This is a genomic window from Stenotrophomonas maltophilia group sp. vghtpe118, from assembly GCF_052605195.1.
In genome coordinates this window covers 3,941,786-3,956,516 of sequence record NZ_CP199672.1, presented here as the reverse complement: position 1 = coordinate 3,956,516, position 14,731 = coordinate 3,941,786, and the positions used below count along the sequence as shown (strand labels likewise).

Here is a 14,731-nt window from a genome sequence, read left to right as displayed (position 1 = left end):
CCGGCAACCGCAAGCGCCCCAGGAGGATCATGAGGTTGCCGGCCAGCGGCCGGCACTACCGATGATGGGCTGGCCCGCACCGGTATAATCGGGGCCTCTTCACTGCTGTGGCCGCCCCCTTGAACGACACGCCCGAACCCGTCGTCTCCGAGCTGATCGACCTGCTCACGCTGGAGCGGCTGGAGGACAACCTGTTCCGCGGGCAGAGCCGCGACATCGGCACCAAGTACGTGTTCGGTGGGCAGGTGCTGGGCCAGGCACTGGCTGCGGCGCAGGCCACGGTCGACAATGGCCGTCACGTGCACTCGCTGCACGCCTACTTCCTGCGCGCCGGCAACATCGACCACCCGATCGTCTACGACGTGGACCGCACCCGCGATGGCGGCAGCTTCTCGGTGCGACGGGTCACCGCGATCCAGCACGGCAAGGTGATCTTCTTCTGCGCGGCCTCGTTCCAGCAGGCCGAGACCGGCGCCGAGCACCAGCACAAGATGCCCGAGGTGCCGCAGCCGGAAGACATCGAACCGAATCGCCCGCTGCCGGCCGAGGTGCTGGAGCGACTGCCGATCAAGGTGCAGCGCTGGCTGTCGCGTGGCGGCCCGTTCGAGTTCCGCCACGTCTACCCGCGCGACGAACTGAACCCGCCCAAGCGCCCGCCCTACCACCAGGTGTGGCTGCGCCTGAGCGAGCCGGTCGGCGATGCACCGGAGCTGCACCAGGCGCTGCTGGCCTATGCCTCCGACTTCCACCTGCTGGGCACGGCAACCTTCCCGCACGGCATCAGCTACTACCACCCGCACGTGCAGATGGCCTCGCTCGACCACGCAATCTGGTTCCACCGCCCGTTCCGCGCCGACGACTGGCTGCTGTATTCGCTGGACAGCCCCAGCGCGCAGGATTCGCGCGGCCTGGCCCGCGGCCAGTTCTTCACCCGCAACGGCGTGCTGGTGGCCAGCACCGCGCAGGAAGGCCTGATCCGCGTCGTTCCCGACCAGGCCGCGGCCGCTGCCGTGCCGGCCAAGGAGTAAACCCATGCGCCAGATCTTCAGCAGCCAGCGCGTGGAAACCGTCGAAGGAGTGGCCGAGCTCCTGCGCGGGCATGGCATCGAGGTCAAGGTGACCAACGGGCGCTCCTACAAGACCCGCCGCCGCGGCCAGTTCAGCTATACCGACCTGGGCAACGCCAGTGCCTATCCGGCGGTGTGGATCGTGCGCGCCGACGATCAGCCGCGCGCGCGCGAAATCCTGCGCGAGGCGCGCCTGCTCGATACCACCCGCCGCGACCACCCCACGGCCGAGTTCGCCTTCCGCGACGCGCCTGGAACGGGCAGCGGCGGCCGCAGCTGGGCCTGGCGCATCCGCATCGCCCTGCTGGTGGTGATTGCTGGCGTGGCGTTGGTCATCGGCCTGCGCCATCGTGGTGCCCCGGCACCTGCCCCGCAGGCCCAGCCGCAGCAGGCGCAACCGGCCCCGCAGGCCGCCCCGGAAGAGGACGAAGTCCGGGTCCGCATCCAGCCCTCGAAGTGATTCGCGGGTGAAAAAGGGGACGGAGGGGATTAAGTCGTTTGTGGCACAAACGACTTAATCCCCTCCGTCCCCTTTTTGTCATGAGGATGCCGGCCAGCGGCCGGCACTACCGCACAGAATGCTGGTCACACTTCGCGCGCGGCTCCGTCATGGGACACAATCCCCGCAGGAGAGCCGCCGCCATGACGACGTTCGCCGCATCGATCGACCAGACCCTGGAACGCGAACTGCCCGCCGCCGCCAGCGGTTGCCAGCACGCCTACGGGCGCATCGTGCTGGCCTGCCAGAACACGGTCACCGCCATCGCGCTGGCCATCACCCGCGACCGCCAGGCCAGCGAGGACATCGCCCAGGAGGCCTTTGTGAAGGGCTGGCAGCAGCTGCACCAGCTACGCAGCGCGACCAGCTTCCTGCCTTGGCTGCGGCAGATCACCCGCAACCTGGCCCGCGACTGGCTGCGCGCCCAGCGTGGCCGTCCACTGACCGGCGAGGCGGCCGAGGTGGCGATGGGGATGGCCGCAGATCCGTCCCCGGGCGCAGCCGATCGCCTGCAGCGGGTGGAGGAAGAAATCGCCGCCGAGGACATCATCTCCACCCTGCCCGCCGACAGCCGCGAAGTCCTGTTGCTGTACTACCGCGAAGGCCAGCGCTCGCAGCAGGTGGCCGACCTGCTCGGGCTCAGCGACGCGGCGGTGCGCAAGCGCCTGTCGCGCGCCCGCGCGCTGGTGCGCGACGGCCTGCTGCAGCGCTTCGGTGAATTCGCCCGCAGCAGCGCACCGAGCGCCGCCTTCGCCACCGCCGTGGTGTCAATGATGCTGGTGGCCGCGCCCGGCACCGCCAGCGCCGCGATCGTGCTCGGCACCGGCGTCGGCATCGGCGGCAGCAAGCTCGGCCTGGGCGGCGCCAGCGTAGCCGGTGGTACCGCAATGGGCACCCTGACCGCCACGCTCGGCCAACTGCATGTGCTGCCAGTGGCAAGCTGGGGGGCGATCCTCGCCGGTGTCGCCGGCGGCGCGATCGGCAGCTACCTCGGTGCACGCTTCCTGATGTCCTATACCGAGACCGAACGCGAACGCGCGCAGGTTCGGCACTTTGTCCGCCTCAACACCGGTACAGGCCTGGTCTGGTGCCTGGCGATGCTGCTGGCGGCACTGTTGCAGGCTCCGATCTGGAGCCAGATGCTGCTGCTGGCATTGGGCCTGGGTGTGGTCAACTACCAGTGCCTGGTGCCGCTGCAACGGGTGATGGCGCCGATGATCGCGCGCGATTCGGCGCGGCGTGGGCGCCGCGGAACCAACTGGAAATTCGAATCCATGTACGGTCGCACCGGCATCATCGGGGCGAACCTGCTGGTGATCGCCCTGGTGGTGTATGTGCTGATGCGCAACGGCCACCTGTAACCGACAACGCCGGCACTGCGCCGGCGTTGTCTCCGATCACCGCATTGACACTCAGCGCTGCGGCTTCGGTGCGCCGCCATCGCGTGGACCGCCCTGGCGCGGGCCGCCGTGCATCGGGCCCTTGGCTGCGTCGAACTCGGCCTTGCTCAGCTGGCCGTCCTTGTTGGTGTCGGCGGCAGCGAACCAGGCATCACGATGCTGCTTCATGCGCAGCTCGCGGTCGGCCTTGTCCAGGTAACCGTCCTTGTTGAGGTCGAGCCGGTCGAAGCGCGCAGCCAGACGCGGATCGGCCTTGGCCTCGTCGCGGCTGATGCGGCCGTCCTTGTTGACGTCCAGCCTGGCCCAGCGCTCACCGCCGTGGCCACGGCGGCCATGCTGCCAGCGCGGCAGCTCATCGCGCGAGAGCTTGCCGTCCTTGTTCTTGTCCAGCTCGTCGAACTTCGCGGCCAGGCGCGGATTGGCAGCCGCCTCGCTGCGGTCGATCACGCCGTCGCCATTGGTGTCCAGCTTGGCCGGGCGCTGCGCGGGCATGGCCGGGGTGTCGGCGGCCAGCGCGATTCCGGAAGCGGAGGTGCCCAGCAGCAGGGCCAGCAGCAGGGGGGTACGGATCATGAGGTCACTCCTGGGGATGGGAACAGCGTCGGGGTGATCACTTCACCCTCGGGGGACAACAACGCCCGGGCGCGACGTCGGTTGACGCCACTGCCGATTCCATTCATCCGCCGGACAGTCGCCGCCTCTGCGACAGGCTGGGGCTATGCTGTGCCCATGGCGATACATGGCGACAGAGACGACGAACTGCGGCTTTTCCAGACCGGCGAGCACCCCTGCGGGTACTGGTCCGACCGGGTGGCGCGCGACCTGGTGCTGGACCCGCACGATCGCCGGCTGGGTGGCCTGTACCCGCTGGCACTGAGCTGGGGCTTCCGCCGCAGCGGCGACCTGGTCTACCGGCCGCACTGCGCGCACTGCCAGGCCTGCGTGGCGGTCCGGATCCCGGTGGCACGCTTCGCCCCGGACCGCAGCCAGCGCCGCTGTGCCGCCCGCAATGACGACCTGGAGGTGCGGATCACTGCCGCCACCGCCCGCGACGACCTGTTCGCGCTGTATCACCGCTACCTCACCCACCGCCACGCCAATGGCGGCATGGACGACCACGGCCCGCACGAGTTCGAGCAGTTCCTGATCGGCAGCTGGTCGCACACCCGCTTCATGGAGATGCGCCTGCCCGGCCACGACGGCCAGCCCAGCCAGCTGCTGGGGGTGGCGGTGACCGACGTCACCGAGCATGGCCTGTCGGCGGTCTATACGTTCTTCGACCCGGAACACGCCGCGCGCGGGCTGGGTACCTTCGCAATCCTCCAACAGATCGAGTGGGCGCGCCGCGAGGGGCTGCCGCACGTGTACCTGGGCTACTGGATCCGCGGGCACCAGAAGATGGACTACAAGCGCCGCTTCCATCCCCTTGAGGCCTACGACGGCCGCCGCTGGCACGATTTCGACAACGAACTGGACGGGCGCTGACAAACCGCTGACACCGGGCCGGGTGCAGAATAGGGGGATGAACGCCAAACCCCTGATCCTCGCCCTGGCCCTGCTCTGCGGCGCCACCGCCCCCGCCTTTGCCACGTCCCCCGCGATGACTGAGAAGCCGTCCACTGCGCTGCGCCTGGCCACCTACAACACGTCGCTGTACTCCGATGATGCCGGTGGCCTGATCAAGGAACTGGAGGGCGACAGCGAGCACGCACGCAAGATCGCCGCCGTGCTGCAGCAGGTGCGCCCGGACCTGGTGCTGCTGAACGAATTCGATTTCGACGATGCCCATCGCGCCGCCGATCTGTTCCAGAAGCGCTACCTGGAAGTCGCCCAGCCCGGCGGCGGCAAGCCGCTGCACTTTGCCTACCGCTACCTGGCGCCGGTCAACACCGGTGTGCCCAGCGGCCTGGACCTGGACAACAACGGCGTGGTCGGCGGCGAAGGCCGCGGCCGTGGCAATGACGCGTGGGGCTACGGCCTGCACCCGGGCCAGTACGGCATGCTGGTGCTGTCGCGCTACCCGATCGATGAAACCAAGGTGCGCAGCTTCCAGCTGCTGAAGTGGAGTGCGATGCCCGGTGCCATCCGCCCGGTCGATCCGCGTACCGGCCAGAGCTTCTACAACGACCACGTGTGGTCGCAGCTGCGCCTGTCCTCGAAGTCGCATTGGGACGTACCGGTGAAAACCCCGGGCGGCGTGGTCCACGCGCTGGTCTCGCATCCGACGCCGCCGGTGTTCGACGGCCCGGAAAAGCGCAACGCGGCACGTAACCACGACGAACTGCGCCTGTGGCAGGAATACCTGTCCAAGGGTGAGAAGCCCTGGCTGTGCGACGACAAGGGCCAGTGTGGCGGCCTGGCGCAGGACGCGCGCTTCGTGATCCTCGGCGATCTGAACAACGACCCGGTCGATGGCGATGGCCGCCACGAGGCGATCGTCGAGCTGATCGAGAACGCGCGCGTGCTGCGCTACCCCACCCCGCGCAGCGTCGGCGGTGAGCAGACCAGCCTGGCCTATGCGGCCAAGGGCATCGAACGCAAGGGCGCACCGTTCCACGCCACCGGCGATTTCGGCCCGAAGTCCGGCACCATGCGCCTGGACTACGTGCTGCCCTCGACCGGCTTCGAATACGTGGGCAGCGGCATCTTCTGGCCGGCCAATGAAAGCCCGGAAGCGAAGATCGCCGACGGCAGCGACCACCATCTGGTGTGGGTGGACGTGAAGCAGTAACCGGAATGGCCGATTGCTGAAGATGTTGTAGAGCCGAGCCCATGCTCGGCTACTGCAACCAACCAAGCTTAGTAGCTCTGCCAGTCAATCTGAGCGTCAGCCCCGAGATACCGGTCCTGCCAAGCCTGCTCCCGGCCCGGGGAATCGATGAACTCATCCTCGGAAAGCTGCTCATATCCGAGCTCGATCTCCATCTTGTTCTCTGGATCCAGATGAAACGTCAAACTCGTCCAGAGTGCATGGTGCCATTGCGCAAAGAGCTGATGCATCTCCAGAAGCGCTGCTTCAGCATCATCTGGAATTTCTAGATAGCCGTATGAGCCTGACGGCTTGCGGTAGAACGCCCAACCCGACCAGACATTCTTGATGATCTCGAAGTTCAGCCAGATCTCGCATTGGTCGGTAGGCACGGCATCAATCAGTGATTGGCCAATTCGGTGATACAAGGCAGGTAGCGCTGATGTAAGCCGCTCGTCCAAGCCTTCTCCTGAGATGTCTTTGGCATTCATCCGTCAGAAGATAAAACACGCAGGATTTTGACGCTCAACCAGATGTCGCTTTCAGCTCGCAATTGCGGCCTAGCGCTCTACGTCTTTGCAGCAAACCCTCTAACGGCAGCACCTGGCACTCAATAGCCCCAGCAGGCCGTCGCGCATGACTGAAGATGTGATCCATTGTCGGGCTGAAAGCGTCACATGGAAAAGCAGCCGAGCGTGGGCTCGGCTCTACAGAAGACTCACACAGTTCATGGCAAGCCGGCGGGTGCGGCCTGGCGCTACCGCACAGAAATCTGTACCGACCAACGGTCGGTACCTACCGGGATGCGGCCGCCGGGCATGGCCCGGCGCTATCGGTTTAGGGGCGCAGTTCGACGCCGATGGCGTCGGCGGCGTCACGCGCGATGGCGCGTGCTTCGTCGATGTTTTCCGCGCGCGCCAGGGTGACACCGACGCGGCGGTGGCCATGCACGCTCGGCTTGCCGAACAGGCGCACGGCGGTATCCGGTACCTGCAGCGCGGCGGCGACGTTGTTGAAGTACGGCACACCCTCGCCGTGTGCCAACAGCGCGCACGACGCCGACGGACCACTCTGGCGGATCACCGGAATCGGCAGGCCAAGGATGGCGCGCGCGTGCAGCGCGAACTCACTCAGCTCCTGCGATACCAGCGTCACCAGGCCGGTGTCGTGCGGGCGCGGCGACACTTCACTGAACCACACCTCATCACCCTTCACGAACAGCTCGACACCGAACAGGCCCCAGCCACCGAGGTCATCGGTGATCGCACGCGAGATCTCTTCGGCACGCGCCAGCGCCGCGCTCGACATCGGCTGCGGCTGCCAGCTTTCGCGGTAGTCGCCGTCCTTCTGCAGATGGCCGATCGGCGCGCAGAACGAGGTGCCACCGGCATGGCGCACGGTCAGCAGGGTGATCTCGTAATCGAAGTCGATGAAACCCTCGACGATGCAGCGGCCGGCACCGGCACGGCCACCGGTCTGTGCGTACTCCCAGGCCGGAGCGATGTCCGCTTCGCTGCGCAGGGTGCTCTGGCCCTTGCCCGAGGACGACATGACCGGCTTGACCACGCACGGCAGGCCGATGGCGGCCACGGCAGCGCGGTATTCGGCCTCGGTATCGACGAAGCGGTAGGGCGAGGTCGGCAGGCCCAGGGTTTCGGCGGCGAGGCGACGGATGCCTTCGCGATCCATGGTCAGGCGTGCGGCGCGCGCAGTCGGGATCACCCGCAGGCCCTGCTCCTGCTCCAGCTGGACCAGGGTCTCGGTATGGATGGCCTCGATCTCCGGCACCACCAGATGTGGCTGCTCCTGGGCGATCAGGGCGCGCAGCGCCATCGCATCGAGCATGTCGATCACGTGCGAGCGGTGGGCGACCTGCATGGCCGGGGCATCGGCGTAGCGGTCAGCGGCGATCACTTCCACGCCCAGCCGCTGCAGCTCGATGGCCACCTCCTTGCCGAGTTCGCCCGAGCCCAGCAGCAGCACGCGGGTAGCGGAGGGGGACAACGGAGTTCCAAGCTTGGCCATGGCGGTTCCAGCAGCGACGTGAAGGCGGGTGGGCATTCTAGCTGGCCGCGCACCCTGACCATGGCATCCGACGAACGGTAGTCGACAAGTGATATCAATTTGATATCTTCAATTCGAACCCTCAAGGACGTACCGCCATGAAAGAGAAGTCGCTTGCCTCCCTCAACGGCCTGGGCACCCTGGCCGGATCCCTGCTGGTTGCGCTGGCGGGTACCGCACTGTTCGTACTCGGGGCGACGACCAGGACCGGTTCCGGCTCACCGAACCTGCTGCTGATGCTGGCCGGCATGCTGGTGATCTTCGCTGCGGTCTTCATCCTGGCCGGCCTGTACACCATCCAGCCCAACCAGGCGGCGGTGCTGAGCCTGTTCGGCAAGTACGTCGGCACCGTCAAGGACAACGGCCTGCGCTGGAACAACCCCTTCTATGCCAAGCGCCGGGTCAGCCAGCGCGTGCGCAACTTCGAGAGCGGCAAGCTGAAGGTCAACGAGCTGGACGGCAGCCCGATCGAGATCGCCGCGGTCATCGTCTGGCAGGTGGTCGATGCCTCCGAGGCCGTCTACAACGTGGACGACTACGAAAGCTTCGTGCACATCCAGTCCGAATCGGCGTTGCGCGCGATGGCCACCAGCTATCCCTACGACCAGCACGAGGAGGGACAGCTGGCGCTGCGCAGCCATGCCAGCGAGATCTCCCAGCACCTGAAGAACGAGCTGGCCGAACGCCTGGCCGACGCTGGCGTGCAGGTGATCGACGCACGCATCAGCCACCTCGCCTACGCCGCCGAAATCGCCCAGGCGATGCTGCAGCGGCAGCAGGCCAACGCAGTGATCGCTGCACGCACGCGCATCGTGGCCGGTGCGGTCGGCATGGTTGAAATGGCCCTGGCCGAACTGCAGAAGAACGGCGTGGTGCAGCTGGATGAGGAACGCAAGGCGCACATGGTCAGCAACCTGCTGACCGTGCTGTGCTCGGACCGCGGCACCCAGCCGATCGTCAACGCCGGTTCGCTGTACTGAACCACCCTCGCAACGGGGCGCCCCACCGCCCCGCCAGGAGCTTGCATGAGTGAGAAGAAAGCCTACCCGCTGCGCATCAATGCCGACGTCCTGGCCGCCGCGCAACGCTGGGCTGACGACGAGCTGCGCAGCCTCAACGCGCAGATCGAGTATGTGCTGCGCGACGCCCTGCGCAAGGCAGGCCGCCTGCCGAAACCCACGCCATCTTCAGAGGACAAGGAATGAGCAAGCGCTGGAGCTACCAGACGATCGAGGTCAAGACGTCCATGATGGGCCTGCTCAAGGCCGAGGACATCCAGAGCGAACTGAGCCGCCAAGGCCAACTGGGCTGGGAGCTGGTCAACATCATCATCCCCGCACCGATGCGCCCGGCGATGCTGGTGTTCAAGAAGGAGGCCTGAGCCATGGGCGCCAGCGATCCGAAACAGTACGAGGTGGCCGAGAGCTCGCCGTTGCGCGTGCTGTGGATCGTGCTGCCCCTGCTCGCCGCCTTCGTGGCCTGCTTGTATGCGCAGCTGTACAAGGCGCCGGCCAGTGCCCCCTGGATCGAAGTAACGCTGTCGCCGCCCTGGTTCCGGATGGGCGGCAGTGCCGCCTGGAGTCTGCTGGTGATCGCGGTACTCGGCATCGGGTTGGGCGCAGCATTCTTCCGTCGCCGGGTGGAACTGGCCGACAACGTGCTGGATGTGCGCTCGACGATGTACCGCCGCCGCGTTCCGGTGGCGCAGCTGCGGCTGGACCAGGCCGAGGTGGTCGACCTGCAGCGTGACCCCCGCTATGGCATCCGCTTCAAGACCAACGGCTACGCAATGCCGGGCTTCTATTCCGGCCACTTTCGCCTGCAGGGCGGCGCCAAGGGCTTCGCGCTGGTCACCAACCGCGCGCGCGTGCTCGCCCTGCCGGTCCGCGATGGCAGCACCCTGCTGCTCAGTCTCGATCGGCCACAGGCGCTGCTGGAAGCACTGCGCAAGGTGGCCGTGCCGGGCCCGCGGCAGTAAGCTGCGGCGATGCAACGACGCCTGCCCCTGCTGATCAATACCGAAGCCATCGAACTGTGGCCCGCAGACCTGCTGCGTGCGCGCAGCAATCTCGACGCGCGCCTGCTGTCACGAGCGAACTGGGTGCTGCGGCGCAAATGCGATGGCCGTTACCTGGCGGCGGTGGTGGAACACGGCGTGCACGCCATGGTGCCGCGCCTGGCGCGCGAGCCCGGGGCCGAGGAAGCACTGGCCTTGCTGGATGCAGCCGCGGCCCGGCCATTCGGTGCAAATCTGGAAGCGCAGTGGCTGCCCCTCGCCGGCCTGCAGCAGCGCCTGCAGCAGCTCGGCCTGGATGCCCAGCGCTATGCCGACGACAGCGGCCTGCCGCTGGAACCCGAACCGTGCCTGCTGCACTTCGCTGGGCGCGACCGCTTCGCCCGCCCGCTGTGGCTGCGCCGCGGCGCTGCACAGGGCTGGCGGCGGATGCGCCTGCATGCAGCGCGCGATGGCATCGCACTGGATGCAATCTCCGGCTTCCGCAGCCATGCCTACCAGCTGGGCATCTTCGAACGGAAACGAGCGCGCGGGCTGAGCGTGACGGAGATCCTGAAGGTGAATGCCGCGCCGGGGTTCAGTGAACACCATAGCGGCCATGCGCTGGACATCGGCACGCCGGGCGACGCCCCGGCCGAGGAATCGTTCGACGCTACCGATGCGTTCGCCTGGCTACAGGTGCATGCCGGCGCGCATGGCTTCCAGCTGAGCTACCCGCGCGACAACCCGCACGGCATCGTCTACGAACCCTGGCACTGGTGCTGGAGACCGGCCAACGGCTGAGCCCCTCGTGGCGACCGCAAGGCGAAATTCATGGAGCTGTCCGGGCGGATTCCGCGCGCGCCCACCACGAGATGGAACAAGAAGGCAAAGACAGAAGCCGGTCGCTTCGCTCGAAGCCTCTACAACGGATCAGCGCGCGGCTGTTGGGTCCGCCTTCAAGCGAGCCGAGCACCGCAGGTCCGGCGAGGGCGAAGAGGTGCGTGCGATTCTGTAGAGCCGAGCCACGCTCGGCTGCTCTCCGCACCGCCCCTCGACGGGCCGAGGAGCGCAGGGGACCGGTGCGCAGCACCGGCTCGCGGCCGGCGGCGCGTTTCTTTTGGTTACTTTTCTTTTCGCGCGAAAAGAAAAGTAACGCCCATGAACCATCACGATCGCATCGGCATGGATCGGAGCGACAGCCCTGCGAACGTCACCGCCTCAACGCATTGATCGCCAGCAACACCCATCCGGCCATCATGCTGGTGCCACCGATCGGCGCCATCCGCGTCGGCCACTGCCACAACGTCCCACCCATCAGGCTGCCGGAAAACAGCAGGACACCCAGCAGCAGCACGTACAGCGCCAGGTGTGCGATCGCGCCCTGCGCGCGCGGCCCAAGCGCCACCAGCACCGCGCCATGCGCGAACGCATACAGCGCCGCCATGTTCAGATGCTGCTGCGCCAACGGGTCGGCCACGCCATGCGATGCATAGGCAGACAGGCCGATCGAGGCGGCAGCCAACAGCGCCCCCAGGCAGGCCAGCAGGGAAGGCTTACGTGCGCGACGTTCCAGATTGAACATGAGGGCTCCTTGCGCAGCGCCCCTTGACGGGCGCCGGATGAAAAAAAACGCGCCGCAATGAGCGGCGCGTTTTCGTGTCCAACACTACATGGGTCAGCCGGGGATTACTTGACGGCCCAGTAGATGTCGTAGGTACCTTCCGGGGTGAACGACTTGTCGATGCCGTCCTTCCAGGTTTCGTACGGACGGTCGATGACTTCGTTGCCCGAGGTCACGGCCCAGGCACGCAGGCCGTTGCGCGCCACGTCCAGACCCGCCATGTGGCCGGTGTAGGCCGCATGCGCCGAACGGTGCGGAGCAACGTGCACGTACTTGACCGGAGCGCCGCCGTCGATCTTGACGGTCAGCTCGTCGGCAGCAGCACCTTCAGCACCCTTCTTCTTCACCGGCTGGGCAATGTCGAAAGCGTACTTCTCCTGGCCGAAGTCGGTGGTGATGATGCGGAACGGACCGGCAGCTTCAAGGCCATTGGCCTCCATCACGCGCTTGATCCACTCCTGGTTGTCCTTGATGGACTTGGTGATGGTGTCCTGACCGCGGTCCACGTTGCCGGCGTTGACCACCAGCAGGTTCTCGGCCGGCACTTCAACGATGGCCAGGTCGGTCAGCGGGGCTTCCGGCGTGCGGTAGTCCACGTTCGGCACGGTTGCGAGCATGTTGGCCATGCGCGACAGACCCATCTTGATGTCATCACCGATCTGGCGGCTGACATACAGGCCGGCGTAACGGCCGAACAGGTCGAAGCCGTACTTCACCGAGTAGTCCTGGGTGATCTTGACGTTGCGACCGCCCTTGCCGGTCGGCTCCAGGTTGAAGGTGGTGACCTTGTCGTGACCCTTGGTGGCGTCCTCGATGGCGATCACAACACGCTTGTTCTCTTCGGCTTCGGTGATCTTCCAGGAACCGGTACCCAGGTCCTTGGAGGTGAAGTCGAGGGTGGCACCGACACCCGAGGCCGGGCCGGACAGCTTCAGGTCAACGGCGGGATCGCGCAGTACCAGCGGGTTCCAGTCCTTGAAGCGGCGCAGGCTGCTGACCGTGTCGTACACGATCGTCATCTTGCGGTTGGTCTCGATGCTTTCGGTGATGTGACGCTCGCCCGGCAGACATACGCCAATGATGACGAACAGGCCAGCCACGATCCCCAAGGCGATCAGGAACTCGATAATACGGGTCATTCAGAGAGTCTCCGGGGCCGATCCCACGGCCGGGTTGATTGAAGCGAAGCGCCAATCCTAGCAGGCTTCGCGGGCATTGTTTATCGGGATTGGCGCACCGGTTTCCCTGCCGGCTGCGTATTTGTATGGACAAAGGATTCGAAGGGTAACGCATACCGCTACCCGGCAAGTAGGGGGCAACCCTGGCGGAAACCCGCGACCACGACCCAAGTCTTTGTACTTGAAAGATTTTTTCTCAGACCAGCTGGAGTTCGAACGCCTTCAATACGGCACGCGTACGGTCGCGCACACCCAGCTTGGAAAGGATGTTGGACACGTGGTTCTTGATGGTGCCCTCGGCGACGCCCAGCGAATTGGCGATCTCCTTGTTGGAGAAGCCACTGGCCATCAGCCGCAGGATCTCGGTCTCGCGGTCGGTCAGCGGGTCCGGGCGGTCCAGGCTGACGAATTCATTGCGCATGTGCTCCAGGCCGGACAGCAGGCGCTGGGTTACCGCCGGCTGCACCAGCGATCCCCCGTCGGCCACGGTGCGGATGGCACCGACCAGCTGTGCCAGGGTGACGTCCTTGAGCAGGTAGCCCTTGGCACCGGCCTTGAGCCCGGCCAGCACCAGCTGGTCGTCGTCGAAGGTGGTGAGGATGATGGTCGGCGGCAGCTGTTCCTGCCGCGACAGCACCTGCAGGGCCTCCAGCCCCGACATCACCGGCATGCGCATGTCCATCAGCACCACGTCGGGGCGTACCTGGGGGATCAGCTCGACCGCCTGCCGGCCGTCGCCGGCCTCGGCCACCACCTCGATGCCGTCGTCGAGCGCCAGCAGGGAGCGGATTCCCTGCCGCACCAGGGTTTGGTCGTCGACCAGGCAGACGCGAATCATCAACGCACTCCTTCAGGAACCTTGGTAAGGGCCGCCACCAGCACCGTTGCCGGCACCGTCGCCCGCAGCCGGAAACCCTCACCGGGGCGGGTTTCGATCTGCAGCTGGCCACCACATTGTTGCAGGCGCTCGCGCATGCCGCGCAAGCCATTGCCCACATTGACCATATCCGCGCCGACGCCGTCGTCGCGGGCCTCGACCACCACCCGATCGGGGGCTTCACGGTACACCTTGATCCACAGGTGGCGGGCGCTGGCATGGCGCACCGCGTTGGTGATGATCTCCTGGGTGCAGCGCAGCAGTACGTGGGCCCGCTGCGGGTCCTCCACGTTCAGCGGATCCTCGATCTCCAGCTGGATGTCCAGCGAGGGCACGTTCTCGGTCAGCGGGCGCAGCGCGGCGGCCAGATCAATCGCGCCGGTCTCGCGCAGCTGGCTCACCACCTCGCGCACATTGCCCAGCAGCAGCTTGGCCAGCGCGTGCGAGCGCTTCACGTGGTCGAGGGCCTGGCCCTCGGCCAGGTGCCCGGCGACCTCCAGGTTCAGGGTCAGCGCGGTCAGCTGGTGGCCCAGCAGGTCATGCAGTTCGCGCGAAATGCGGGTGCGCTCGTTGACCCGCGCGCTCTCGGCCAGCAGGGCGCGGGTGGCGCGCAGTTCCGAATTGAGCCGGCGCTGCTCGTCGCGGGCCTCGGTCTGCTGCCGCGCGACCAGGCTGGTCACGAAGATGAACATGGAGAAGCCGCCATACAGCAGCGACTGCATCACCGCTTCGAACAGCGGGAAGCGCAGCAGCAGGTAATAGACCGGAGCCACGGCCAGCTGGCTGACCAGCAGCCACAGCACGCCCAGCCGTACCGACAGCATCCACGGAATGACCCCGGCGGCCACCATCATCAGGATGCTGCCCAGGCCCGACCCGCTGAGGAAGCTGACCCCCAGCGCCGAGACCGTCAGCAACAGCAGCAGGCCGCGGTCCAGCCAGCTGGTGTGGCTGTCGCTGCGCAGGATGCGGGTCAGCCAGTAGTAGGCCGTGCCGAAGGACAGGTAGGCGACGAACAGCAGGATCGCCCAGCCGCCCATGTCAGCGCGGCTGTGCAGGTTCTCGAACTGCGAGTACGCCAGCGGCAGGCCGACCATGACCCAGGTGAACAGGCCGGCCAGGCGGAGGACGCGGGTATGGCTGAGGACTCCCAACATGCCAGCACTCTACGGGCCCGGCCTGCATCGCGCACTCCCACGGAAGTCATGCCCCTGCGGTCGCCTGTTCATGCCGCAGCCCACCCCGGGCATGCAATAATCGTGCGCAGGGTCCCTTGATGG

Annotated in this window: 17 protein-coding genes; 10 read left to right on the top strand and 7 right to left on the bottom strand. The window is 66.6% G+C overall.

Annotated elements, in window-relative coordinates; translation table 11 throughout:
• Positions 1-107: 107 nt before the first annotated feature.
• The 3 genes from tesB to ACUDTM_RS18125 all read left to right on the top strand — a co-directional run bounded on the left by tesB (position 108) and on the right by ACUDTM_RS18125 (position 2,927).
• Positions 108-1,028: an acyl-CoA thioesterase II gene (tesB, locus tag ACUDTM_RS18135; RefSeq protein ID WP_005408551.1), complete on the top strand. Its 921-nt coding sequence runs from the start codon at positions 108-110 to the stop codon at positions 1,026-1,028.
• 4 nt (positions 1,029-1,032) lie between these two features.
• The gene (locus ACUDTM_RS18130) at positions 1,033-1,527 is read left to right on the top strand and encodes a pathogenicity-like protein (protein WP_088496141.1); all 495 of its coding nucleotides are present in this window, start codon (positions 1,033-1,035) and stop codon (positions 1,525-1,527) included.
• Between the two features lie 182 nt (positions 1,528-1,709).
• Positions 1,710-2,927, top strand: a complete 1,218-nt coding sequence (locus ACUDTM_RS18125; RefSeq protein WP_088496142.1) for an RNA polymerase sigma factor — start codon at positions 1,710-1,712, stop codon at positions 2,925-2,927.
• Between the two features lie 51 nt (positions 2,928-2,978).
• Here the strand turns inward: ACUDTM_RS18125 and ACUDTM_RS18120 are convergent, their stop codons facing one another.
• Entirely contained in the window at positions 2,979-3,539 is a 561-nt protein-coding gene (locus tag ACUDTM_RS18120; RefSeq protein WP_061480377.1) for an EF-hand domain-containing protein, read from the bottom strand.
• A gap of 156 nt (positions 3,540-3,695) precedes the next feature.
• Between ACUDTM_RS18120 and ACUDTM_RS18115 the strand changes: the two genes are divergently transcribed.
• Entirely contained in the window at positions 3,696-4,451 is a 756-nt protein-coding gene (locus ACUDTM_RS18115; RefSeq protein WP_188241181.1) for an arginyltransferase, read from the top strand.
• Positions 4,452-4,488: 37 nt separating this feature from the next.
• Complete coding sequence (locus ACUDTM_RS18110) at positions 4,489-5,697, top strand: endonuclease/exonuclease/phosphatase family protein (protein WP_353080156.1); 1,209 nt, start codon at positions 4,489-4,491, stop codon at positions 5,695-5,697.
• A gap of 68 nt (positions 5,698-5,765) precedes the next feature.
• On the opposite strand, the gene ACUDTM_RS18105 is transcribed toward ACUDTM_RS18110, so the two are convergent.
• Together ACUDTM_RS18105 and purT are read right to left on the bottom strand one after the other, a co-directional pair.
• Entirely contained in the window at positions 5,766-6,176 is a 411-nt protein-coding gene (locus ACUDTM_RS18105) for an immunity protein YezG family protein (RefSeq protein WP_172412095.1), read from the bottom strand.
• Between the two features lie 376 nt (positions 6,177-6,552).
• Entirely contained in the window at positions 6,553-7,740 is a 1,188-nt protein-coding gene (gene purT / locus ACUDTM_RS18100) for a formate-dependent phosphoribosylglycinamide formyltransferase (protein ID WP_088496145.1), read from the bottom strand.
• A gap of 137 nt (positions 7,741-7,877) precedes the next feature.
• Here purT and ACUDTM_RS18095 point away from each other — a divergent pair, with 137 nt between their 5' ends.
• The 5 genes from ACUDTM_RS18095 to ACUDTM_RS18075 are packed head-to-tail and all read left to right on the top strand — an operon-like array spanning position 7,878 to position 10,576.
• Entirely contained in the window at positions 7,878-8,759 is an 882-nt protein-coding gene (locus tag ACUDTM_RS18095) for an SPFH domain-containing protein (RefSeq protein ID WP_061480381.1), read from the top strand.
• A 45-nt stretch (positions 8,760-8,804) separates the two neighbouring features.
• Positions 8,805-8,984, top strand: coding sequence for a hypothetical protein (locus ACUDTM_RS18090; RefSeq protein WP_005415691.1), 180 nt, complete (start codon positions 8,805-8,807; stop codon positions 8,982-8,984).
• Positions 8,981-9,160 carry a DUF4177 domain-containing protein gene (locus tag ACUDTM_RS18085; RefSeq protein ID WP_005415690.1) on the top strand — a complete coding sequence of 60 codons (180 nt, stop codon included), beginning with the start codon at positions 8,981-8,983 and terminating at the stop codon, positions 9,158-9,160. The genes ACUDTM_RS18090 and ACUDTM_RS18085 overlap by 4 nt, the downstream gene beginning before the upstream one ends.
• A gap of 3 nt (positions 9,161-9,163) precedes the next feature.
• Entirely contained in the window at positions 9,164-9,757 is a 594-nt protein-coding gene (locus tag ACUDTM_RS18080; protein WP_072166927.1) for a PH domain-containing protein, read from the top strand.
• A gap of 9 nt (positions 9,758-9,766) precedes the next feature.
• Positions 9,767-10,576, top strand: a complete 810-nt coding sequence (locus ACUDTM_RS18075; protein ID WP_072166928.1) for a M15 family metallopeptidase — start codon at positions 9,767-9,769, stop codon at positions 10,574-10,576.
• A gap of 409 nt (positions 10,577-10,985) precedes the next feature.
• On the opposite strand, the gene ACUDTM_RS18070 is transcribed toward ACUDTM_RS18075, so the two are convergent.
• From ACUDTM_RS18070 to ACUDTM_RS18055, 4 genes are all read right to left on the bottom strand, one after another.
• On the bottom strand, positions 10,986-11,357 hold the full coding sequence (locus ACUDTM_RS18070; protein ID WP_151355187.1) for a DUF423 domain-containing protein: 372 nt from the start codon (positions 11,355-11,357) through the stop codon (positions 10,986-10,988).
• A 104-nt stretch (positions 11,358-11,461) separates the two neighbouring features.
• Positions 11,462-12,535 (bottom strand): SRPBCC family protein, encoded by a 1,074-nt coding sequence (locus tag ACUDTM_RS18065; protein WP_005415686.1) that lies wholly within the window; start codon positions 12,533-12,535, stop codon positions 11,462-11,464.
• Positions 12,536-12,770: 235 nt separating this feature from the next.
• On the bottom strand, positions 12,771-13,412 hold the full coding sequence (locus ACUDTM_RS18060) for a response regulator (RefSeq protein ID WP_006424175.1): 642 nt from the start codon (positions 13,410-13,412) through the stop codon (positions 12,771-12,773).
• Positions 13,412-14,608 (bottom strand): sensor histidine kinase, encoded by a 1,197-nt coding sequence (locus tag ACUDTM_RS18055; RefSeq protein ID WP_072166929.1) that lies wholly within the window; start codon positions 14,606-14,608, stop codon positions 13,412-13,414. Before ACUDTM_RS18055 ends, ACUDTM_RS18060 begins: the two co-directional genes overlap by 1 nt.
• Between the last annotated feature and the right edge of the window lie 123 nt (positions 14,609-14,731).

Coding starts and splice junctions, on each gene's coding strand:
- ACUDTM_RS18085 (WP_005415690.1), top strand. CDS start 8,981: ATGAGCAAGCGCTGGAGCTACCAGACGATCGAGGTCAAGACGTCCATG.
- ACUDTM_RS18130 (WP_088496141.1), top strand. CDS start 1,033: ATGCGCCAGATCTTCAGCAGCCAGCGCGTGGAAACCGTCGAAGGAGTG.
- ACUDTM_RS18115 (WP_188241181.1), top strand. CDS start 3,696: ATGGCGATACATGGCGACAGAGACGACGAACTGCGGCTTTTCCAGACC.
- ACUDTM_RS18095 (WP_061480381.1), top strand. CDS start 7,878: ATGAAAGAGAAGTCGCTTGCCTCCCTCAACGGCCTGGGCACCCTGGCC.
- ACUDTM_RS18080 (WP_072166927.1), top strand. CDS start 9,164: ATGGGCGCCAGCGATCCGAAACAGTACGAGGTGGCCGAGAGCTCGCCG.
- ACUDTM_RS18120 (WP_061480377.1), bottom strand. CDS start 3,539: ATGATCCGTACCCCCCTGCTGCTGGCCCTGCTGCTGGGCACCTCCGCT.
- ACUDTM_RS18065 (WP_005415686.1), bottom strand. CDS start 12,535: ATGACCCGTATTATCGAGTTCCTGATCGCCTTGGGGATCGTGGCTGGC.
- ACUDTM_RS18110 (WP_353080156.1), top strand. CDS start 4,489: ATGAACGCCAAACCCCTGATCCTCGCCCTGGCCCTGCTCTGCGGCGCC.
- ACUDTM_RS18070 (WP_151355187.1), bottom strand. CDS start 11,357: ATGTTCAATCTGGAACGTCGCGCACGTAAGCCTTCCCTGCTGGCCTGC.
- ACUDTM_RS18075 (WP_072166928.1), top strand. CDS start 9,767: ATGCAACGACGCCTGCCCCTGCTGATCAATACCGAAGCCATCGAACTG.
- ACUDTM_RS18060 (WP_006424175.1), bottom strand. CDS start 13,412: ATGATTCGCGTCTGCCTGGTCGACGACCAAACCCTGGTGCGGCAGGGA.
- ACUDTM_RS18055 (WP_072166929.1), bottom strand. CDS start 14,608: ATGTTGGGAGTCCTCAGCCATACCCGCGTCCTCCGCCTGGCCGGCCTG.
- purT (WP_088496145.1), bottom strand. CDS start 7,740: ATGGCCAAGCTTGGAACTCCGTTGTCCCCCTCCGCTACCCGCGTGCTG.
- ACUDTM_RS18090 (WP_005415691.1), top strand. CDS start 8,805: ATGAGTGAGAAGAAAGCCTACCCGCTGCGCATCAATGCCGACGTCCTG.
- ACUDTM_RS18125 (WP_088496142.1), top strand. CDS start 1,710: ATGACGACGTTCGCCGCATCGATCGACCAGACCCTGGAACGCGAACTG.